The organism is Enterococcus sp. OL5, assembly GCF_006491895.1.
Taxonomy (GTDB): Bacteria; Bacillota; Bacilli; order Lactobacillales; family Enterococcaceae; genus Enterococcus_D; species Enterococcus_D innesii.
On sequence record NZ_VHIL01000006.1, the window covers coordinates 189,693 to 211,327 of the forward strand.

Sequence of the window (21,635 nt, forward strand, 5' to 3'; positions counted from 1 at the left end):
TTTTTATAAAAAAAGAGAAGCGCCACATATCTCTTTTGCTTGACTAAAAAGACATCTTCATTTGAAGAGGTCTTTTTTTACATACCAAGAAAGACGCCAATCTTTTACATTAATCATTATAAAGCTTATAAGATACATGAATGACACTTGAGACATTCGATCGTTTCAAAGCCAATTAGTTATTATAAGATACTCCATAAATATTCATTATTGGAAATATATTTTTATACCTTTATCGTTGCGATTCGTTCAGTCTCCAACAATAGCGAATTTCTTTTCCCAAGGATAAGGAGATATTCTACTGAAAAACTCCCCATCATAGCTTTCTTCATCTACTATACAATCATCTAGCTGAGTCTGAATTAGCTCTCGGTCCATATCCATCCCAATAAAGACTATTTCTGTTAAGCGATCGCCATATAGAGGATGCCAACTTTCCCTTAAATTTGGGTTCAACTTTATAATTTGATTTCGTTCTTGTTTTGGAAGAGTAGCTATCCAATAGGTCAGCGGTGAAATACTTTTATGGTTTCCTGCGGTCTCAAAAAGAACAGAAAAATCACTATGCTGTGCTAACCAGACAAATCCTTTTGATCTAGTAACGGATTTCGGCAAATTACGTTCAGCAAAAACATGAAATTTATTTGCATCGAAGGGTAATTTGCTTCGATAAACAAAACTAGAAATACCATATTCTTCAGTTTCAGGAACATGATCTTGAAATCCCAATTCCAATTCCTTCAACCAACCAGATGAATACGAAATCTTTTCCATATCAAAAAGTTTCGTATCCAGAATATCCTTTAGGTCAATTTTGGCTTGAACGGTTCTAATAATTTTAGCTTCTGGTTGGAGCTTACGAACTAACTGTTCGATTTTGTTAATTTTTTCATTCTCTAAAAGATCGCATTTGTTTAATAAGATAACATTACAAAATTCAATCTGATCAATCAGTAAGTCTCGTATATCTCGATCCTCTTCGTCAATATCTCCTTGGGCTTTTCGTTGTTCAATTTTTTCTCCAGATTGAAAATTATCCCAAAATCGACTTACATCAACAATTGAAACAACAGCATCTAGCACTAGTTTATTGGTCAAATCAATCCCCAAAGGGTTGTCCGGCAAAACAATCGATTGCGCAATTGGAATGGGCTCACTTATCCCTGAAGATTCAATCACAATATGTTCAATCGAACCATCAGCCACGATATTATTAAGTTCAACGATTAAATCCTCACGTAGCGTACAACAGATACATCCATTAGCCATAGAAACTAGTTTTTCATCAGTGCGTCTGAATCCCCCGCGATCAATTAAAGCCTCATCAACGTTTACCTCTCCCATGTCATTTACAATAACCGCAATTTTTTTCCCATGGTTGCCATGCAAAATATTATTCAACAGAGTGGTTTTACCTGAACCTAAATATCCTGTTAAAACTGTTACTGGTACTCTCTCTCTCATAATTTCCTCCTTAAATTTATTCGTTGGTTGATAAATTCAATTCTACTATTTGCTTAAAACTACACAAAGCGTAATCGTTACGTTTTAAACAGTACCACAAAAACGGAACCTAAACAACAAGAAATTAATATTTTTAATACTATACTCTATTCGCAATTTCTTCTCATTAGCAACATTCCAGATATTAAGTTGCTTAGTTATATTTGAAGATATTCTTCCAATATAATTTATTTAGTAAATAAATTTTCGACCAAATAAAAAATATATCTATCATTTCCGGATTTTATTAAACTGAAAAAACTCTAAATTTAAATCTTTTTTAGTTATTATTCTCGAATTTATGCTAAATTAAAGCAATTTTTCTATATAAAAAAAAGAGTGGATATCTCCACTCTACAGATTTCTAACAGAATTCCTCTTTTCCACTTTTTTATTTTGACATTTTCCTAAAATCTATTATCAAAAATTTAGTTTACACTTAGTTTTAAAGCTTGAAGATTTTTTCGCATTAGGGTTATATAGTCAACCCCTTGATCTTGCATATCTTGAGTAATACCTTCAAGATCATATAATACTTCAATATCCGTACCAGTTTCTTGTGCTATAGTTTTTGCAATCGAAGAATTTTCACCGTGTTGGTAATAAATGATCGGTAAATCATACTTTTTCATTAAATTCGTTATTTCACTTATCCTTGAAGCTGTAGGCTCAATCTCAGTTGACAATCCTCCAACAGAAACTTGTTCTAGGCCATAACGCTTTGCGATATATCCAAATGCTTGATGTTGCACGATAAAAACACGTTTGTCAGCTGAATCAAAAGCAGCTTGATACTCTTGATCTAATTTTTGTAATTCAGAATTGAACAACTGGGCATTTTTCTCATAATACGATTTTCCAGCTGGATCTGCTTGAATCAAAGCAGCTTTTATTCTATCAACCTGATCTTGTGCGAGTACAGGATCTAACCATACATGCGGGTCTAATCCATTATGATCATCTATAATAACAGAAATCGATTTTGATTTCTCTAGTTGTTCTCCCTTGCTATTATAAAGAACTACTTTCGTTTCAAAGTTCTTCCCAGTTGTTGTATACTCAAACTTATCGAATCTAGCATCTTCTACAGCTACCCAATTCCCTTGATCCGTCTTGATATACCATTGAAATTTATCAGAGCTTACATTTTCTTTTGGTTCAGCGACTAGTTGTACAACATCACCAGTATGATAATGACCTGATAACCCTTTAACTTCAATGGTTTCGGGAACATCTTCTTCATTGAGAATATTACCGTCGTTTTCCGTAATAACAGAGTTTTGATTTTTTTGCGAATTTTCCGATTGAATAAATTCACTATTATTAGCAGATCGAACTACAATTAGATTTTCACTATCTAAAGAGTTCATCAAGCTCCCTACCCACGTTTCCATTGCACTACTACTGTATATAAAGATATCCGCTTCATTAATAGTAGCTACATCCTTCGCACTCGGCTCAAAACCATGTACGTCTGTTCCTGGAGTCATTAACATTGAAATATCCGCTCGGTCACCTGCCACTTCCTTCGTAAATTCGTACATAGGATAAAAAGTTGTAACAATGGATAACTTCTTCGTTATATCATCTTTTTCGTTGCCTTTATCTAAATCGCAAGCAGTAAAAGTTACTAACGATGCTATAGATAGCAAAACAATCAACAGCTTTTTTTTATACATTTTATTTCTCCTTAAAAAATCTGCTAATCATAATGACAATTAGCAGACTTTTTTTATTTTGGTATCGATAAAACAAACAACAAGCATTATTTAATTAGACTTAATGAGCGAGCATTTCATCGACAATTCCATTACTATCTAAGTCAGCAGGATAGTAGGTTGGCCAATTTGACGATTTTTCAGTTAATTTATCTCGATCATCTCCTGCATATAGATGATAATGATAAGATTCATGTGGAGTAATATAATGATCGCTAAAAAGAATAAATTTAGGCAAATTATCTGGGCCATCAATTAATTTGTATGCATACCGCACTCCTTTTTTCCCATCGCCTTTATCTAATATTTCAAATCCATCATTTTCATAAGTTCCTACAGTTTCTTTCCCGCCCTCATAAAAAGCAACTGTATCTTTATCAATAACCATTCTTTCTATTTCAGTTTTATATGCAGTAGCATAGTACTCTTTGTATTCTTCAGGAGTTTTGTCTCCATTTTCCTCTGATTTATGTTCAAATACTTCATCCAATTCACCTGACAATAGATACGGATAAACAGATTGCCAATCCCCTTCAAAATCAGAAAGATCACGGTCTTCTACTTGATCTTCATCAAAGTATCCCTCTGCAATTTTTTGATCTTCTTCTGTACCTCCGTGGTGGTCATCAATAATGATTTTAACAGGATCAGACTCAGCGTATACTTCTTGATTGTCATTAACCAATGCAGCTTTTATCTCTAGACCATTAACCGTTGCTTCACCAACAAAATCTTGGGTTTGCTGAGCAGGTGACTTTTTCCATTTAGCATTTTCGTCTTCTCTCGTAAACCAGTTCCAATGCGGTGTATCAATTTCATTTTCTAAAATGGCACTCAACTCTATGGCATTACCCGTATGATAATGATCTGATAAACCTTCTATTTGAATTTTCCCTATATCTTCGCTTTTCTTGTTGGATTGTAACACTGATGTATCCGAATTGACTGCAACACCTTCTTCAGAAGATGAATCGTTACCACACGCACCTAAAAATACAATTGCCCCTGCTAAGACTACATATTTACCAAATTTGTTCCCCATACAACACTTCCTCCGTTTTTAAATCGAAATAATTACGATTTATATCGTAACATCTTAATTTACAACTGTCAATATATTAGCAAAGACAAAGCAAAGTTTTGTATGACAGCAAACGAAATTGTCCAAATTAAATTAATAAAATCACTCGTGCGTTAAACCCGCCGTGAATGAAAACAATGAACAAATTAAAAAAAATGGAACCGACAAAATATCGACAATTGAAGCGATCCTGTAAATTACTCCTTAAGCATGCCTATAATCCGGATAGTCCCAATTATCAATATGATCAATCCTTTCATAGAACGGTGACACAAAAGCGATTGTCGATGAAGTTTTTGAGTTAAGACGAGCAAATAACAATGGCTTACGCGACTTGTCAGTTCCTCCTCTATCACTTTAAATATAAGGACAGCCAAAGCTTTTTCTATACGATCAACAGCTTAGAACAACGCCTCCCATATTTTTTTTGTAAGAAGCTGACCTTTTTAAATAAATACAAATTTGGGATTCTATATACTTAAAAAACCAGATATGGTAATGGTGTATTAAGAGGGACAAACAACAAGATAAAAGCGATAAAGTGAGTAGCCTATGCCTATCGAAATTCCCACAATTTTCGAGTAAGAATTCGCCTTATTCTAGTCTGGATTTTCCAGCTGAAGCAAAAACCAGTTAAGCAGCATGCCTAACTGGTTTTGACAAAATTTCAGTTGTATCTTTCTCTACCAATATTAAATTTTGAAGAGCCTAAATAATCCTTTAATTAAATCATAGTTTTAATATTTCTTTAAATCAAATTCACTTCGAAATTTTTCCAGCATGTTTTCTCCGTCAATGGTTAATAGAATTTCTTTTCCATCAAATTTAATCATATTTTTTCTTTTCAAATTCATAACCATTTCGGTAACAGAAGGCGGACTTACATTCAGGTGTTCAGCAATATTTTTGTTGTTTGCGGTATTTTTCTTATTCAAATACTCGATTGATAATAAGTAAAAAATCTCAGTTGTGTATTTTACCATCATCTTTTTCCATATTTTCGTAAAATTGAAGTAAATTAATTAGATAAACCTTCTGAAATTTTTTCAAGATTCCACTTCATCATAGCATAATAGCTATCTCCATCTTCGCCTTTCTCTGCAATTGAATCAGTAAAGATTTTGGCAAAAATTGGAATACCAGTGTCGTTTGAAACAGTTTTCATAGGACGATCATCTACACTACTTTCTACAAATAACGAAGTTACTTCAGAATCACGAAGCATAGTAACTAAGTTTTTAATTTGATCGGGGGTCCCTTCTTCCTCAGTATTAATTTCCCATATATAAGCAGATGGTACATTGTATGCTTTAGAGAAATATTTGAAGCATCCTTCGCTGGTTACGATCATTTTTTTCTCGTCAGGAATAGCATCAAATTTACTTTTAGCTTCTTTATCCAAAGCGTCTAGTTTTGCTACATATTCTTCTAAATTCTCTTCATAATACTCTTTGTTTTCCGGATCTTTAACACTTAATTGTTTAGCAATGTTCTGTGCATAAATAATGCCGTTCTCTAGATTAAGCCAAGCGTGCGGGTCTTCTTTACCTTCTTCATTTTCTCCTTCGAGATAGATAACATCTACTCCATCACTAACAGCGAAATAATCCACATTTTTTTCTTTACCTGCATTATTTACTAATTTGGTAAACCAAGCATTTCCTCCTGTCTCTAAATTGATCCCATTATAAAGGATAAGATCAGCTTCTGTGGTTTTTTGCACATCTTCTGGTAAAGGATCGTATTCGTGTGGATCTCTTCCGACTGGCACAATACTATGAAGTTCGATTTTATCTCCTGCTATATTTTCTGTTATATCTGCAATAATAGAATTCGTCGCAACAACTTTCAACTTTTCTTGAGTATTTTCTGAAGAGTTTTGGTCAGCACTGCTACAAGCACCTAATACTAACAAACTAACCAATGTAGAAACTAAAAGCACAATTTTTTTCATTTCATAATAACCTTCTTTCGTAAAAAATTTTGTTTTGGTGAGACAAAAAAACTTATTAAAAAAATAACTGCTGATGTCAAAACGATACTTGAGCCAACAGCTAAATTAAAACTATATCCAATGAATAGTCCTAAAAAGGAGCTTATAGCACCTAGTGACGCTGATAGAATAATCATTTTTTTCAAACTTGTAGCATAAAGATATGCAGTTGCGGCAGGAGTGATTAACATAGCAACAATTAAGATTGTACCAACGCTTTGCATAGCTGTAACTGAGACAAGAGTAAGCATAATCATCAAGAGATAATGGTAAAAATCCACTTTCATCCCAATCGCTTTTGCCATTAAAGGATCGAAAGAAGTGATCAACAATTCCTTAAATAATAGAATTACCGTAGAAATAACAATAACGGATACACCAATAGTAATCCACATATCAATTTTTTGAACCGCTAATATATTACCAAATAATATATGGAACAGATCTGTTGAACTATTGGCAACACCAATTAAGATAACACCCAAGGCCAAAAAAGAACTAAAAGTAATTCCTATTGCAGTATCGCCTTTGATAATGCTATTTCCTTGAATATAGGTAATTATAATTGAAGCTAACAATCCGAAAATAATTGCTCCAACAAAAAAATTCATTCCTAAAATGTATGACAAAGCTACTCCTGGCAAAACAGCGTGCGAAATCGCATCACCCATCAACGACATTCCTCTTAATATAATGAAACATCCAACAGTACCTGAAACAATGCCGATAACAATAGACGTAATCAAAGCGTTTTGAAGAAATTGAAATTTCATAACTCCCTCAATAAAATTCGTGATCATTTTACTCCTCCTCTACAAAAATCGAATCACCATAAGCTTCTTTTAAATTCGTTTTTGTAAAAACTTCTTCTGTCTGCCCAAAAGAAATTAGCTTTTTATTGATAATAAGAAGTTGATCAAAATATTGTGTAACTTTACTCAAATCATGGTGCACGATCAAAATCGTTTTCCCGTTCTCTTTTAGTAATTTTAAAATCTGTACAATTATTTGTTCACTGACGGAATCAATCCCAACAAATGGTTCATCTAATAAAATAATATCAGCTTTTTGTACTAGACATCTGGCTAATAAAACACGTTGAAATTGGCCCCCTGACAGAGTATTGATTTGTCGCTGTTCGAATTCTTCTAAACGAACAGCTTTTAGTGCTTCTGATACTTGATTCCAATTATCTTTCTTTAAACGTTTAGTTATCCCTACATTTGGATAGACTCCTAACGAAACACATTCTTTCACATTAATAGGGAAAGTAAAATCAATTGCAGTTTTTTGTTCCACATACGCTATTCTTTTCAATATTTTCTTGGGGTTTTCTCCATTAATTAAAACAACACCACTATATGAAACAATTGATAATATTGCCTTTAAAAGAGTTGATTTGCCGGCCCCATTTGGGCCTATAATACCTGTTATAGTTGGTCCATTAATAGAAACGGAGAAATCATCCAAGGCTAAAATTTCATTTTGATATATAACGTTTAAATTTTTGCATTCAATCATTCACTACTGTCCTTTCTCTGTTATTCACCATTCATTATAAATAACCTTAATTAATTTTAAGGTTAACCTAAAAAATATTTTTTGTCAATATATATTCCCTTTAAATTCAAAGTTTCGTAATAAATTATTCTTTATAAAACATAAAAAATCAGTTATTTCTCGCCAACTATATTGATGGTATTCATGATTACGTAAAAAAGTTTTATCAAAGAAATTAATTCGGATATACTCAATAGTTTTTAGCTAAAAGATAACGTGGCTGGGTAAAATCGGGAACATCTAAAGACCGTAGAGCAATACATTGCTCCACGGTCTTTTCTTAAATTATTGATTTTTAGTCAAAATTTTTAAGTGTTTCATATTTTTGTTTTATAAAAAACACACTCAATCCACTCTATACTTATCCATATTTATTGTTCTACATCCTAACTTCAATGCAAATTCAAAATCATGGCTAATTATTATAAACGTAACTCCGCTCTCGCTATATTCTTTTATCAATTTTTGCATTCTCTCCATATTTCTGGCATCCAAACCAGAGGTCGGTTCATCTAATATTAGATACTCAGGCTGTCTCATTAAACCAACTGCAAATGTAACTCTTTGTTTTTGTCCCCCTGATAAAGAAGCAGGATGTTGATCTTTCAGATTTTCCAAATCAAGTTCTTTCATTAACTTTTCCGCACGTTCTACGTTAGCTTGTGTTCTTTTTAATCCTAGTAGCAATTCATTAATAACGCTATCTGAAAACAACTGGTAATCTGAATCTTGCAAAACAAACCAAAATTTTTCCATTCTCTTTTTCTTTGAAAGCTTCTCATTGTTAAAAGTTATTTCTCCAGTTTTTTCTTTTAATAACCCGCAAAGTGTCTGTGCTAAAGTGGTTTTTCCAATTCCATTTTTTCCAGTTAAAACAATAATTTCTCCTTTTTTAATAGTTAATTTGATTCCCTTCATCAATGAATTCTTTCTCACACTATGACTTATAGAGAGATCATTCAGCGCTAATACTCCTGATTCATTCAACTCGTTTTTTATAGTTTTAAGGTTTGATTGATTTTCAATAACATCGTCCAATTCTATGACAAAACTACTTCTAATTCCGATTGAAGATAGGTATTTTTGACTCAATTTTTTAAATTCACTTAGTGCCCACTGATTTTTTATCGCACCATTTTCCATATAAATTATACGATCTACTATATCCATTAAATAATAGATACGATGATCAGCAATTAATATAGTTTTTCCTTCTTGTTTTAATTCGTTTAATAAGTTTGCAAGAATAAGACAAGATTCGTGGTCAAGGTTTGCTGATGGTTCATCTAATACATAGATATCCGGATCATGAACCTGCACGGCGCTCATAGAAACTTTTTGTTTTTCTCCACTTGAAAGATTTTCTAATTTTCTGTTTCTCAAATATTCAATTTTATTTTCTTTCATCACACAATTTATTCTTTCAATAATTGCTTCCGAAGAACACCCGTAGTTTTCTGATGCGAAGGCTAATTCATCTAATACGTGCGATGTAAAAAATTGAGATCGTGAATCTTGAAAAACACTACCAACATATCTTCCATATTCCCAAGGTTCAAATTGAGAAGTATTTTTTTCTGAAATACAAATTTTACCTTTGAGAGTACCTTCAAAATAATTAGGAATCAATCCATTAATCAATCGAGTAACTGTTGTTTTACCACAACCGGATCCTCCTGTTAAAAGTACACATTCTCCTTTTGGAATTAATAAGTTAAAATCCTTCAGCTGATTACTATTTTCATCATAGGAAAAATAAATGTTTTTTAATTGAATAGATGTTTTCATTTTACTCTATCCTCCTGTTAAATCTTTATGAATAAAATAAGTACACTAAAAGCAATAACACAACCAGCAAGTAAACAATCTGATCCTTTTAATTGATTTTCATAAATAGATGTTCTCTTTCGTGGTGAATCGATTCCCTTTGTCATAGCTGAAGCCGCTAATTCATCTGTAATTTTTAAAGTTCGCATCATTAAAGGGACAAATGAATATTCAAAACTATTTAAGGGATGTAACCAATTACTTATCTGCTTAAAAGAAAGTCCTCTTAATTTTGCAGAAGATTGAATAATTTTATTTTCCTTTTTAATAATAGGAAAAAAACGTAAGGTAACAGCTAACGTGATCAATATATTTTGCGGAATTCCTAATTTTTGTAAAGACGAAATCATTTTACCACTAGGAACCTCTTGTAGTATTGATGCGAATGCTATGACTGGGCTAATTCTTAAAATAAGAAACACAAAAAATCCTAAATATTTGAAGAACTGATAATCAGTTGATGATGCATAGTAATTAAAAAATATGATTATAGCAATCAAAAATAATAATTTTACAGATGCAAAGAAACGTCGATTATACATAAGGTATATTACAGCCAATAAATTGAGCATCGCCAATTGATTAATATCTGATATTAAAATGATAAGCCCCAGAAAAATTAACAGTAAAAACTGTATTCTTGGATCAATAATTTCTTTCATCATATACCCACCTTTTTAAAAGAAAGGAGCTATGGTCATAGCTCCTTTCAACAAATTTATTCTTATTTTGAAACAAGCCCTGATTTGATGAAGTGTTTTTTCAACAAATTATATCCAAACCAGCATCCAAATATAATGGAAATAATTAACATCAAAACAGCAACTAGAATCCAGAAAGGTGAAGTCATATATTTAAGATACGTTTCTTTCAATGCGCCTTCAATTTGCATAGTTGAAAAATAATATTCGGCAGAAAACGCGAGAATAATATAGTTACAAAAACCATAAATAAGATTATAAACTGTATATGCAATAGTTTGCGCCTTAAGATTTCTATATCCACCAAATTTTGATAGTATAAACTCTCCTAATGCACCACCAAGAATTGTAAATGGTAAAACAAATGGCGTACCCATAATAGTGTAGAATAATCCGCTGATTATTCCAAAAGTAAGCAATGTACCTCTCTTTCCTACCTTAAAAGCCAAAAGAATATAGATCGGACAAGTAAAAAATAAAACAAAAGCTGTAGCATAGGGATATGCCCAAACTAAAAAGGGCACTGTAAGCATGGATAAACCAATGGAAATAACGAGATTAACAACTGTATATAGTCCGATTGTTAAGTAATCTTTAGATTCTAACTTATTCTTATTTTTCATAATATCACCTTTTCCTAATTTCCATTTCTAGAAAATTTCCAATTTTTAGATTCAGTTTGCATATTTACCAGATTTTTATATAAATCGCATTCACTATAAAGTTCAGAATGTGTTCCACTTGATAGTATTCTACCTTTGTTCAAAACAATAATTTTATCTGCGTTAACAATTGTATTTAACCGATGAGCAATAACAATAACTGTTCTATCTTTTACTAAATTAGTAATGGCTTTTTGAACGGCTGATTCATTCTCTAAGTCCAAAGCAGCTGTCGCTTCATCTAAAAGAATAATTTCAGTTTTTTTCAAAAGAGCACGAGCAATGCTTATTCTCTGTTTTTCTCCCCCAGATAGCGTCGATCCTCCTTCACCAACCATCGTGTTATACCCATCCGGCAGCCTCATTATAAAATCATGGCATTGCGCGTTCTTAGCCGCCTCTATAACTTCTTCAAAACTTGCAGATTGATTGCCTACACGAATATTGTTCAAAATTGTGTCTTTAAATAAATACACATCTTGAAATACCATAGATATATGTTGGTAAAGATTATCTGGGTTCACCTCAACTAAATTTTTGCTGCCTATAAAAATTTTTCCATCTTGCACATCATAGAACCGAGAAATCAATTTAACTATAGTCGATTTCCCACTACCCGACGGTCCTACCAAAGCAGTCATCGTCTTCGGTCGAATAACCATATTTATATTATGAAGTACTTGCTCATTGTTATATGAGAAGCTCACATTTTTAAAAGATATAGTAAAATCTTCGCTTAATTCATCATTTCCTGACATCTCTGACTGATTTCTAATATCCATTATACGATCTGCACTGATTATCGCGTATCGCATTTCTGTATAATTCATCATTAAAGTAGTAAACGGATCATAGATACGGCTAGCAACAACAATAAAAATCAACAAAGCGGATTCATCAATTTGCCCATCGATCAATAATTTCCCGCCAATAAAGATAAGAACAGGCAACCCCACTCGTAGGATCGAGATAGTTGTCATAACCACTGGTCCCAATATACCTTCAAGACGAATTGACTCTATTCGTAAACGATCAAACGCTTCTTCAATTCTTGAGAATTTTTCTCCCCCTAAAGAATATGCTTTAATTTCCTTAATACCTTGAAGATATTCTTGCAATCTAGATGCGCTTTCTACTTTTGCATCAATGTGTCTGCCACCTAATTTTTTCATCAAGCGATTTGATATTAAAACAATCAACAAAACCACTGGCAGAAGTGCATAAATACCTAGCGTTAATTGCCAATTTATTACTAGCAAGGAAATAAACGCTAAGAATAACAAAATACCTGCAGAAACAGCTTGAGGAATCATATGGGATATTGCTGATTCGAGTTGGGTGTAGTCACCCAACATCATAGTTGTAAGATCCCCCGGATCACGTCTGTCCAAAAATCCCAAGGAAAGTTTCCTCAAATGGTTCGCTAACTCAGTCCTTCCTTCTGCTGACACATCATACGCCGCTAAATACTCTTTATCATAAGTGATTTTCGAAATATACATTTGTAAAACAAACCAAATGAGACTAGATACACCCAGAACAACAAATAGCTGAATATCCAACATGCGATGATCACGAAAAGATTCAAATAATTCATTTATTCCATAAAACGCAATAACAGCAGGTATTAGTCGTACTACGGATTCAAAAGTCGCCCAAAAAATAGCAGGAAAAAGTTTTTTTGGATTGCCAGACGAGATATTATAGAAAAATTTAGACATACGAACTAGCCCCCCACTCTTTCGTTTCTGTATTAATTTTCCAAAGCTTAGCGTATAAATCATTCTTTCTCAAAAGTTCTTCATGCGTTCCAACTTGTTCAATAACTCCTTCATTACACACTAGTATTTGGTCAACATGCTGAATCGTCCAAAGCCGGTGGGCAATAATCAATACCGTTTTACCTACAACAAGCTCATTGATCGCTTGCTGAATATAGACTTCATTTTCAGCATCTGCATAAGCAGTAGCTTCATCAAGAACAAGAATCGGCGAATTTTTTAACAATGCTCGAGCAATTGAAATACGTTGCGCCTCTCCTTTCGATAGAAATATTCCTTTTTCGCCAATCTTTGTATTATAACCATTTGGTAGTACTTTAATAAATTCATGACAACGTGCCAACTTAGCAATCCGCTTCACTTCATCAAAACTAATATCCTTATTCCCCATTCGAATATTTGCTTCTATTGTATCGTTGAACAAAGTGACATCCTGAAAAACAAAGGATACTTGATTCATCAGCGTATCAATTGAAACCTCTCTAATGTCAAGATTGCCTATTTTTATTGAGCCTTGATCAACATCATAAAACCTCAACAACAACTGGGCGATAGTGCTCTTTCCGCCACCAGAAGGTCCTACAAGCGCATTCATAGTATTAGGTTTTAATTCAAAGTTAATGTCTTTTAGTATTGGAGTATCTTTTGTATAAGAAAAATGTACATTCTCATAACTTATACCGTTGTTTCCAAACATTCTGTCAGTATTTTTTTCTTCAACCACTTTAACAGCAAACATTTGGTCCACACGTTGGACTCCTTCACTTACATTACTGAATGTAGAAGCAGCGAACATCAGCTTCATAAAAGGTGCATTTGTTCCGGACGAAAGAATGACAAATAGCATAACTGTCAAGGATAAGTTGGTATTTTGCGGGTCTTGACTTATTAAATATGCACCAAATGGTAGTACAAATAAGACAACTGATGTGATTAAGGTAGTAAACCAAATATACCCACCTCTGAAATTTTTTGTCCACGCAACAACCAAAGTTCGATAATCTTGAATACTTTGATGAAATCTTTTGAAATTATTGACAGACAAATTGAATACTTTTACTGCAGGCATAGCCCTTACGTATTCCACACCATTACTGTTCATTTCTTCTAATGAATCATGATACTGTTTCACAGTATTATCTTTCAACGTCTTACCCATCAGCATTATATACAGTCCCCCACCAACAATGATTGGAAATAATGAGACTAAACCCAACCGCCAGTCGATCCCAATCATTAAACCTAAATAAATAACAGGAAATATAATAGCTGAAACGATATCTGGTATTTGATGCGCAATAAAAGATTCCATTTTTTCCACTGCTTGATCAATCGTTTTAATCATTTGTCCACTCGAATGTTGTGTAAAATAGCCCATAGGTACTTTAGTGAGGTGCCCCAATAAATCCATACGAATTTCGTATAAAATATTAAAAGCCGCTATATGCGAACACATGGACGAAGCATATAAAAATATTAAACTAACTATTAAACTAAGAATAGATAACATTCCCCAATACATTAATGATTGTGCTGTATAGTCTCCCAGCATCAACAGTTCAATGATTTTGTAAATACAATAAAAAGGTACAAACTGCATAAGGGTTGAAATTGTAGCAAAAAAAGCTGAACTTATAAGAAGATTTTTTTTCCTTATCAAATATTTTTTTAGAACGGTTTGATTTTCCAATTAGGCATCCTTCCTTTTCTAAAATATCTAACTTTTTATTTTTTCATTATCCGGACTAACTATTGCAGCATCCGCGTTCATACATAAAGATACTGCTTACGGTTTATATATTTTGTATTTCAGTTCATTTTTAACTCAAAGAAATATAGCCTTTTCCAATTGAGAATAATTCTCAACAAGTGATAAATAAAAAATATTAAAAACCACTATATTTTTTATCGGAGTTTTTATTTCAGTTAGAATCTAGGGTTTCTATCTCAATAAACTTGCTATTATACAATTGCACATATAATCAGTTAAGTATATGACAAGATTCTAATTTCACAGAAATAACTATAAATTAATCATTCCCATTTGAAATAATCCTTACCAAGCAGTATATTAAAGTATTATCGATCTTTTCATCCTACTAGGACCTTCGAAAGTGGGGTTAAAAATTTATTTTAAGTATTACCATTCTTTGTTTCAAAAAATATTTGGTAATCAAATTTGATTACCAAATATCCGCTTTCCTTATAATTAATACCTAAACAATTCCCTGTTAATTAATAGCTTTATTTTTAAATAAATTATATGTCTCACTCTCGCAAAAAAATTATATAATACTCTATTTAATTGTTTTCGCTAAACTTTTTAAATTGTCTTTCATAATTGAAATATAGGTTACTCCATCGCCCATATCTTCTTGTGTGATACCTTCTATTGGACTCAATACTTCTGTTTGAACACCCGTTTCATCAGCTAATGTTTCAGCTACTTTGGATGTTGCATTTTCTTCAAAATAAATAATTTTTATTCCGTTGCTTTCAACAAATGTTTTTAGCTCTGCAAGCCTTGCTGCGCTCGGTTCTTCTTCAGGAGAAATTCCAGAAATTGCTTCTTGTTTCAAATCATATTCTTTAGCCAAATAACCAAACGCAGCATGTTGAGTAACAAACGAACGCTGTTTGGCATCTTTAAATGCCGCTTGGTACTCTTCATCCAAATCAGATAGTTGTTCTATATAAGCATCTGCATTTTTTTTGAATGTTTCTGCTTTATCAGGAAATTTCTCAGCTAATCCTTCTTCAATCGTCTGCACTTCTTTTTGCGCTAATACCGGATCAAGCCAAACATGAGGATCCAATTCTCCAGCTTCTTCACTATTTGCGTCACTTTCTGACAAGGTAATACCCTTTGCAGCTTCAATGACTTTTGTTTTGTCTTGATTAACAGAGTCCAAACCATTCGATGCCCATTTTTCAAGAGTCTGACTATTAAAGACAAAAGCATCTGCATCACTAATTTTAGTCATGTCTTGCGCACTTGGCTCATATTCATGTGGTTCATTCCCTGCAGGAATCAACAAATCAACTTGTCCCTCCTCTCCAACTACTGCTTTCGTAAATTCATACATCGGATAAAATGTTGCAACTACTTCTATCTGATTTGGTTCAGACGATGCGTTTGAACTATTCGTTGTCTCTACCTGATTCCCACAAGCTGCAAATAGACTCGTTGACAATAACGTAAGGATCACTGATGTCATTTTTTTCATGTTTATTTCCTTCAATCTCTATAAAAATTTTTACATCTTAGAATTATATATAGTTTAACTCTTAACTATTCAATAGAAATAAAATTCTATTCTTTATCGCTTTTTTATTTGTCGCTAGATGGCAATCTCTCTTCAAAAAAAGCTGTTAAATCAATCATCTCTTCTTCTGTGAACTCATCATTTTCCCACTTTTCCAAAATTTCTATTTGCAATGTTCTATCCATCTCCCAGAAATGTTCAATCATTTTAAAATGAGATGAATTATACTGTTTAAATACCGGATATATTGATAGGAATTCAGAGAAGGTAACATCCCAATCTTCTGTATAGTCTTTAACATATCCCTTTTCCAACGCTTCAATCGTGGGCTCACCATTTTCTTGAATCAAGCCCATTTGATAGAAATGTTGATAGATTTCTGCCTTAGTGATCTTTGAATCAAATTTCTTATTATAACGATAAGTCTCTTCAATCAGTGAAGGATAAACGATTTCCATAATTCGCCTCACTTCCTCTATCTTATATTATATTTAATTATTCAAGGCTTGATTTCTTTCCTAATATTCCTTTAGTGTTACATGATAAATTTTTTTACATTTACCACTAACAGGATCGGAATGAATTCCTGAAGATTTCAACTTTTGATGTGTTCGACGATTACTCTTCATAGTTTCCAATACTTTTCTAGCAAGCACCGCTATTTTTTCACCTTCTTTGATTGAAAAGTACTACTAACTTATGCTTTTTTCTTATTTCGTTTATAATCATGAATAATTTTTAATGCACGTTTTCTTGTCTTTATATTAGGGCTTTTTAGTCGTCGGTACGCACTTGATAAATCCGTTTTCTCCATTTTCTCCCACCTTTTTTAAAGTTGTTTATTAAAAAGTTAATTACCAACTAGCTTTTTTAACTCCTGGTATTTGACCTAAATGAGCATGTTTCCGAAAATTGATTCGCGACATACCAAACTTGTTCATATAAGCTCTTGGACGGCCATCAATCATATCCCTTTTTTTCAAACGATTAGGATTAGAATCCTTGGGTAATTTAGCTAAAGCGATATAATCTCCCTTTTCTTTCAATTCCAACCGCAATTCTCGATATTGCTCAATTAGTAATTTTTGTCTATTATACTTGGCAATTTTTGATTTTTTAGCCATGTCTTCTCACCTTATCTACTTTTTTATTTCGCGAAAAATTGATTTTCTACGTAACTTTTGTGAATATTTTTTTAACTCTAATCTTTCAGGTGTATTTCGCTGATTTTTGCTGGTTATATATAGTCTTTCGCCAGTTTCAACACATTCCAAGATAATATTAGTCCGCACTGTCATTGCCCCTTTCAAGAACTCAAAATAAACTAAAAACACCAAACTGTAATAATTACGGTTTGAATCATAACATAAAATATTAATGAGCACAAGTAATTTTCTATTTTACCGTTATTTAATAAATGTCAACTCTTTCATATGACCGTTTTTTCAATTATCATTATTAACCAACGTGTATATATAATAAGATCTATCTTTAAAATCTTTTTAGTAACAAACTCTTTGTATTTTATTTTTAACTATGAATTCATTATTGTTAATTGTATTTTTCTATATCTTGGGTAGAATTAGTTTTTATTTTTGCAAATAATTCGCATTTAGAATATAATGACACTTATTTAAACAATCTAAAAAAAGATATATTTTATTTTTCCGATTGAATCATTTCATAATAACGTTATTTATTTTTTAAATATGAAATCATAAAACAATTAACCATTCCGGATCAAAATTATTTATCAAAATTTAGAATTAATATTTTTAAGGGAGGAAGAAAAATGAAATTTGATTGCTTAGTAATCGGTGGGGGGCCTGCTGGAGCCAATGCAGCTTTAGTTCTGGGAAGAGCAAAGCTTTCTGTGCTGTTAATAGATAATTTAGATGCAAGAAACAAAGTCACTCATGAGTCACATGGTTTTATAACAAACGATAGTCTGCCACCGCAGGTCATCAAAGAAAAAGGGATTTATGACTTACAAAAATATTCTTCAATTACCTTGCGCGAAGAAACAGTTTTATCTGTAAAAAAAATTAACGATGGTTTTCACGTAGAAACAAATAAAAATGTTTATTATACTCAGAGACTTGTTTTAGCATCTGGTCTCAAAGAACAATTACCCGAAATTCCTGGTATTACCCAAGTTTATGGATCACATTTTTTTAATTGTCCTTTTTGCGATGGATGGGAGTTGAAAGATAAACAGATTGCTTTAATTACAGAGCAACCCCAAATCACTCACTTTATTGCAATGGTTTCTCACTGGAGTAGGAATCTACGGATATATACGAATGGAAATCTTTTGGATAAAAATGAGAAACAGATATTGGAAGAGAGAAAAATCCCTATTAATGAAGAAAAAATACATTTTATTTATTCTAAAGATGATAAGATAGCCATCCATACCCCAAATAGTTCTTTAGTTTTTCAAGGCGGCTTCCTTATGCCCACATTAACTCCTAGAATCAACTATCTTAAAAACATACCATTAGATTTAACAGAGTTCGGAAGAATTTCTACTGATTCTTTTGGAAAAACTTCATATCCAAATATTTATGCTGCTGGAGATATCCAGATGATCGGAGGAGAACAATTAGTTCACGCTGCAAGCTCCGGTAGTCGAACAGCTTCAGTTATTGTACAAGAAATTGCATTTGAAGAATTTGATAATTGGTTTTGAGACATTGTATCCAATAAAGAATGAGCACTGACGCTGAATTGAGTAAACCTTCGATAAGAACATTAAAAAGAGACTGCGACATAAGTCCATAAAAGAAAACCGCAAGAAATGATAAGTCAACGTTCATTTCTTGCGGTTTTTTTTGCAAAATAAAAGGAGTATCGGTTGCTTCGATTGCCCCAACATTTAATCCTAAAAGGACTATATAAAATGTACACTAGTTATAACAGAAATCAACTCACTTTTGATCTATCTACTTCATTTTCTTTCTCCAAAAGAAAATCATATCACTGTTTTTTCAAATGAGCTGGTAGACTCCTTTCAGGTCAATGAGCTCTATCTTTTGGATCGACCAATAGTGTATGATTTTGGGGTTATGATGAAGTGGGTTCTTTTTGCGTATCCAATGATGTACGGGAGTTGACCAATAAAGGCTTAGATCAGCTAACAGAGTATCTATGTGCCCGCAATCTCATTGATGATGCTTTTTTTGTCGACGAGACGAAAATTTGGCGGATGTGAATAAGTACAGCTTTGTCTGGAAGAATAACACGATCCGTTTCGATCAATGAATCGCGAAAAACTGGTTACCATGTTAACAGAACTAAGAGAAGCGTATGCTATGAAACAGATTCCCGAAGGAACGGCATTGAAATTAGACATAGTAGATGAATTCTTGACACGTAGATACTGGATCTACCCAAAATGAATAGAAAAAACAAGAATCATTCGAAAAATCACATGATTTACGAGTGATCCATATTTTTGGGAAAGCGTAACTAGTTAATTTATGTCGCACGCTCACTCAAAGAAGAATAACAATGAAAAAATTGAATTGGTGAGATTCATAATACACTGTAGGTTAAGAATTTAACTGTTTTCACAAATAAAAAAGTTTCTCTACTCAAATGAGCAAGATTCCTTTTCACAATTAATACTTATGTGTCTTGCAGGACTATAACATACGACCGGAAGATTATGAACCGTCTATTCTAACCAACTAAGCTAAAGGTATAAAACAACCCACCCTCGGGTAGAGTGGGGCCAAAAGAGAAAAAAATAGCTTTTGAAAAGCCTATTTTCGTTATACAAGGTATTTTATTTTAAATTCAACAAAAATCCACTCTACTATTCATAGAGTGGAAGTTTCGAAAGAGCAATTATGAAGAAAATTGATTAGTTGGTATGAACATATGATACAATTAAACCTTTTGAAATTCAAGGAATTTCCAGCAAATTATATTATCTAATTTTAGAGAGACAGATTTATTTATTTTTGTCATGAAGTGAATATTATAAATATGCTAAAAAAAAATAAAAATACTTTAGACGATATTCTAAACAATAATATCTATTACATAGTAATCATGATAAGATAAAAATCGAAGAGTATTAGGCACACTTCCCCAAGCTTATACCGCCTAATTACTCTTCTTAAATTAATGCATGTTGCATGATAAAGTCTAAAGCATTAACCGTCTTATTACAAGTCAAATGAGTTTAAAGTAATGAAAAACACCTCCAGCTAAAACGAAGTGCATCCCCAATTTCTGAATTTAGTTCAGTATTAGGGATGCACTTCATTTTAGCTAAGGTCTCTAGTTTGCTATCTACTCAGTTCTATTTTCACTTTACTCGGTACATCATTTTCTGAAATTTGTATAAGAGAATTGCCCCCCTCCTTTAATCAAAATACGCAGCGTTGTAAAAGTGAGGCACAGCTTTGATATGTTGTATTTGTTGATCATTGCGCTGATCGACTTCGATGATCGTGAAGTCCTTATCACATAAAGCTTCTCTCGTGATTTTTATAGTACCGATATTGATTTAAGTATCTGACAGTAAATTGGCTACTTTCGCGATCACTCCCGAAACATTTGCATAAGTAGACGTACCCAGCATCAGAGCAAATTTTTAATCCGTTAATCTCTAAACCTCCACCAATAGAGATACCAGTGACGGATAGTTTGTAACTACCTTTCGCCAAAAACATCTTGACCATATTCTGATGTTCCGCTTTTTCTTTTTTTTAAGGACGAATAAGGCTTCAATCCCTTTCTCATAGGCGATTATTACAGAGTCTGCTAGTCGAGTATCATCTGGCTCCACTCCTAAAAGACTGCCTTCTAACGCGATATCGGTTCCATGATCGCGATAGATTTTGGCAAACGATTCATACAACAGAAGATATACGCTGTCTGGATGTTCATCAAAAATACTGTGGACGATTTTTCGATCCGAGTAGCACCGGCCATATGAGAATTGCTGGGTCTTACCATGATGAGTTGATTATGTCAAATACACTGAGATAATTTAATCGTTCCATAAATGTTCCCCTTTCTTATCAATGAAAAAAACGGGTCAGGATTCTATTCATTCAATCCCAGATTTACACATTTCGTAGCTATCTATCGTATTCATTTAAAAAGCTCAAAATAGTTAATTTTTGGAACGGATGAAGAAACAGCGGTTATGCTTGCGTATTGAGTTCGATGATTTTCACGATCACATCGGTCGCCTTCATCATTGATTGTAGCGAGACGAACTCATAACGACCGTGCATATTTTCTCCACCAGCAAAGATATTCGGCGTTGGAATCCCTAGATAGGAGATTTTCGACCCATCGGTCCCACCACGAACAGGTTCTGTTACTGGAGTGATTCCCACTGCTTCCATCGCATCTTTTGCTAAATCAATGATACTCATATCTTTTTCGATGATTTCTTTCATGTTGTAGTATTGATCATATAGATGAACGTGCACTCGCGGTTCATCAAAGCGGGCATTCAAGCTTTCTTGAACCGCTAATAATTGTTCTTTTCTTTCTTCAAAACGGGTCCGGTCATGGTC

General features: G+C 32.9%; 20 protein-coding genes and 1 pseudogene. 2 read left to right on the forward strand and 19 right to left on the reverse strand.

What is annotated here, in order from left to right; all coding sequences use genetic code 11:
* Positions 1 to 249: 249 nt before the first annotated feature.
* The 17 genes from FJU10_RS09435 to rpmG all read right to left on the reverse strand — a co-directional run bounded on the left by FJU10_RS09435 (position 250) and on the right by rpmG (position 17,384).
* Positions 250 to 1,464 carry a GTP-binding protein gene (locus FJU10_RS09435; protein ID WP_140965740.1) on the reverse strand — a complete coding sequence of 405 codons (1,215 nt, stop codon included), beginning with the start codon at positions 1,462 to 1,464 and terminating at the stop codon, positions 250 to 252.
* Positions 1,465 to 1,931: 467 nt separating this feature from the next.
* Positions 1,932 to 3,182, reverse strand: coding sequence for a metal ABC transporter solute-binding protein, Zn/Mn family (locus FJU10_RS09440; RefSeq protein WP_140965741.1), 1,251 nt, complete (start codon positions 3,180 to 3,182; stop codon positions 1,932 to 1,934).
* Between the two features lie 100 nt (positions 3,183 to 3,282).
* Positions 3,283 to 4,263 carry a ZinT family metal-binding protein gene (locus FJU10_RS09445; RefSeq protein WP_140965742.1) on the reverse strand — a complete coding sequence of 327 codons (981 nt, stop codon included), beginning with the start codon at positions 4,261 to 4,263 and terminating at the stop codon, positions 3,283 to 3,285.
* A 776-nt stretch (positions 4,264 to 5,039) separates the two neighbouring features.
* On the reverse strand, positions 5,040 to 5,285 hold the full coding sequence (locus FJU10_RS09450; protein ID WP_140965743.1) for a winged helix-turn-helix transcriptional regulator: 246 nt from the start codon (positions 5,283 to 5,285) through the stop codon (positions 5,040 to 5,042).
* A 35-nt stretch (positions 5,286 to 5,320) separates the two neighbouring features.
* The gene (locus FJU10_RS09455) at positions 5,321 to 6,256 is read right to left on the reverse strand and encodes a metal ABC transporter substrate-binding protein (protein ID WP_140965744.1); all 936 of its coding nucleotides are present in this window, start codon (positions 6,254 to 6,256) and stop codon (positions 5,321 to 5,323) included.
* Complete coding sequence (locus FJU10_RS09460; protein WP_140965745.1) at positions 6,253 to 7,095, reverse strand: metal ABC transporter permease; 843 nt, start codon at positions 7,093 to 7,095, stop codon at positions 6,253 to 6,255. Before FJU10_RS09460 ends, FJU10_RS09455 begins: the two co-directional genes overlap by 4 nt.
* Position 7,096: 1 nt before the next feature.
* On the reverse strand, positions 7,097 to 7,816 hold the full coding sequence (locus FJU10_RS09465) for a metal ABC transporter ATP-binding protein (RefSeq protein WP_140965746.1): 720 nt from the start codon (positions 7,814 to 7,816) through the stop codon (positions 7,097 to 7,099).
* Between the two features lie 384 nt (positions 7,817 to 8,200).
* On the reverse strand, positions 8,201 to 9,643 hold the full coding sequence (locus FJU10_RS09470; protein WP_140965747.1) for an ABC transporter ATP-binding protein: 1,443 nt from the start codon (positions 9,641 to 9,643) through the stop codon (positions 8,201 to 8,203).
* Positions 9,644 to 9,660: 17 nt separating this feature from the next.
* A complete protein-coding gene (locus FJU10_RS09475; protein WP_189372286.1) occupies positions 9,661 to 10,344 on the reverse strand; it encodes an energy-coupling factor transporter transmembrane component T in 684 nt (227 codons plus the stop codon).
* Between the two features lie 62 nt (positions 10,345 to 10,406).
* Complete coding sequence (locus tag FJU10_RS09480; protein WP_140965749.1) at positions 10,407 to 11,006, reverse strand: MptD family putative ECF transporter S component; 600 nt, start codon at positions 11,004 to 11,006, stop codon at positions 10,407 to 10,409.
* A 14-nt stretch (positions 11,007 to 11,020) separates the two neighbouring features.
* Positions 11,021 to 12,766 carry an ABC transporter ATP-binding protein gene (locus FJU10_RS09485; protein ID WP_140965750.1) on the reverse strand — a complete coding sequence of 582 codons (1,746 nt, stop codon included), beginning with the start codon at positions 12,764 to 12,766 and terminating at the stop codon, positions 11,021 to 11,023.
* The gene (locus FJU10_RS09490; RefSeq protein ID WP_140965751.1) at positions 12,759 to 14,516 is read right to left on the reverse strand and encodes an ABC transporter ATP-binding protein; all 1,758 of its coding nucleotides are present in this window, start codon (positions 14,514 to 14,516) and stop codon (positions 12,759 to 12,761) included. Before FJU10_RS09490 ends, FJU10_RS09485 begins: the two co-directional genes overlap by 8 nt.
* Positions 14,517 to 15,123: 607 nt before the next feature.
* A complete protein-coding gene (locus FJU10_RS09495) occupies positions 15,124 to 16,053 on the reverse strand; it encodes a metal ABC transporter substrate-binding protein (protein WP_140965752.1) in 930 nt (309 codons plus the stop codon).
* Between the two features lie 104 nt (positions 16,054 to 16,157).
* On the reverse strand, positions 16,158 to 16,550 hold the full coding sequence (locus tag FJU10_RS09500) for a hypothetical protein (protein ID WP_140965753.1): 393 nt from the start codon (positions 16,548 to 16,550) through the stop codon (positions 16,158 to 16,160).
* 239 nt (positions 16,551 to 16,789) lie between these two features.
* Positions 16,790 to 16,906 carry a putative metal homeostasis protein gene (locus tag FJU10_RS09510; RefSeq protein ID WP_140965754.1) on the reverse strand — a complete coding sequence of 39 codons (117 nt, stop codon included), beginning with the start codon at positions 16,904 to 16,906 and terminating at the stop codon, positions 16,790 to 16,792.
* Between the two features lie 40 nt (positions 16,907 to 16,946).
* On the reverse strand, positions 16,947 to 17,216 hold the full coding sequence (gene rpsN, locus FJU10_RS09515) for a 30S ribosomal protein S14 (RefSeq protein ID WP_140965755.1): 270 nt from the start codon (positions 17,214 to 17,216) through the stop codon (positions 16,947 to 16,949).
* Between the two features lie 15 nt (positions 17,217 to 17,231).
* A complete protein-coding gene (gene rpmG, locus FJU10_RS09520) occupies positions 17,232 to 17,384 on the reverse strand; it encodes a 50S ribosomal protein L33 (RefSeq protein WP_140965756.1) in 153 nt (50 codons plus the stop codon).
* Between the two features lie 500 nt (positions 17,385 to 17,884).
* Between rpmG and FJU10_RS09525 the strand changes: the two genes are divergently transcribed.
* Positions 17,885 to 18,784, forward strand: coding sequence for an NAD(P)/FAD-dependent oxidoreductase (locus tag FJU10_RS09525; RefSeq protein ID WP_140965757.1), 900 nt, complete (start codon positions 17,885 to 17,887; stop codon positions 18,782 to 18,784).
* A gap of 384 nt (positions 18,785 to 19,168) precedes the next feature.
* Entirely contained in the window at positions 19,169 to 19,306 is a 138-nt protein-coding gene (locus FJU10_RS19340; protein WP_223273011.1) for a hypothetical protein, read from the forward strand.
* A gap of 1,161 nt (positions 19,307 to 20,467) precedes the next feature.
* Here the strand turns inward: FJU10_RS19340 and FJU10_RS19345 are convergent.
* Together FJU10_RS19345 and FJU10_RS09540 are read right to left on the reverse strand one after the other, a co-directional pair.
* Positions 20,468 to 21,110 (reverse strand): annotated as a pseudogene (locus tag FJU10_RS19345) (L-serine ammonia-lyase, iron-sulfur-dependent, subunit beta).
* Between the two features lie 144 nt (positions 21,111 to 21,254).
* The coding region (locus FJU10_RS09540) for a M20/M25/M40 family metallo-hydrolase (RefSeq protein WP_140965758.1) at positions 21,255 to 21,635 on the reverse strand (381 nt) is incomplete at its 5' end.

Coding starts and splice junctions, on each gene's coding strand:
- FJU10_RS09435 (WP_140965740.1), bottom strand. CDS start 1,464: ATGAGAGAGAGAGTACCAGTAACAGTTTTAACAGGATATTTAGGTTCA.
- FJU10_RS09440 (WP_140965741.1), bottom strand. CDS start 3,182: ATGTATAAAAAAAAGCTGTTGATTGTTTTGCTATCTATAGCATCGTTA.
- FJU10_RS09445 (WP_140965742.1), bottom strand. CDS start 4,263: ATGGGGAACAAATTTGGTAAATATGTAGTCTTAGCAGGGGCAATTGTA.
- FJU10_RS09450 (WP_140965743.1), bottom strand. CDS start 5,285: ATGGTAAAATACACAACTGAGATTTTTTACTTATTATCAATCGAGTAT.
- FJU10_RS09455 (WP_140965744.1), bottom strand. CDS start 6,256: ATGAAAAAAATTGTGCTTTTAGTTTCTACATTGGTTAGTTTGTTAGTA.
- FJU10_RS09460 (WP_140965745.1), bottom strand. CDS start 7,095: ATGATCACGAATTTTATTGAGGGAGTTATGAAATTTCAATTTCTTCAA.
- FJU10_RS09465 (WP_140965746.1), bottom strand. CDS start 7,816: ATGATTGAATGCAAAAATTTAAACGTTATATATCAAAATGAAATTTTA.
- FJU10_RS09470 (WP_140965747.1), bottom strand. CDS start 9,643: ATGAAAACATCTATTCAATTAAAAAACATTTATTTTTCCTATGATGAA.
- FJU10_RS09475 (WP_189372286.1), bottom strand. CDS start 10,344: ATGAAAGAAATTATTGATCCAAGAATACAGTTTTTACTGTTAATTTTT.
- FJU10_RS09480 (WP_140965749.1), bottom strand. CDS start 11,006: ATGAAAAATAAGAATAAGTTAGAATCTAAAGATTACTTAACAATCGGA.
- FJU10_RS09485 (WP_140965750.1), bottom strand. CDS start 12,766: ATGTCTAAATTTTTCTATAATATCTCGTCTGGCAATCCAAAAAAACTT.
- FJU10_RS09495 (WP_140965752.1), bottom strand. CDS start 16,053: ATGAAAAAAATGACATCAGTGATCCTTACGTTATTGTCAACGAGTCTA.
- FJU10_RS09500 (WP_140965753.1), bottom strand. CDS start 16,550: ATGGAAATCGTTTATCCTTCACTGATTGAAGAGACTTATCGTTATAAT.
- FJU10_RS09510 (WP_140965754.1), bottom strand. CDS start 16,906: ATGGAGAAAACGGATTTATCAAGTGCGTACCGACGACTAAAAAGCCCT.
- rpsN (WP_140965755.1), bottom strand. CDS start 17,216: ATGGCTAAAAAATCAAAAATTGCCAAGTATAATAGACAAAAATTACTA.
- FJU10_RS09525 (WP_140965757.1), top strand. CDS start 17,885: ATGAAATTTGATTGCTTAGTAATCGGTGGGGGGCCTGCTGGAGCCAAT.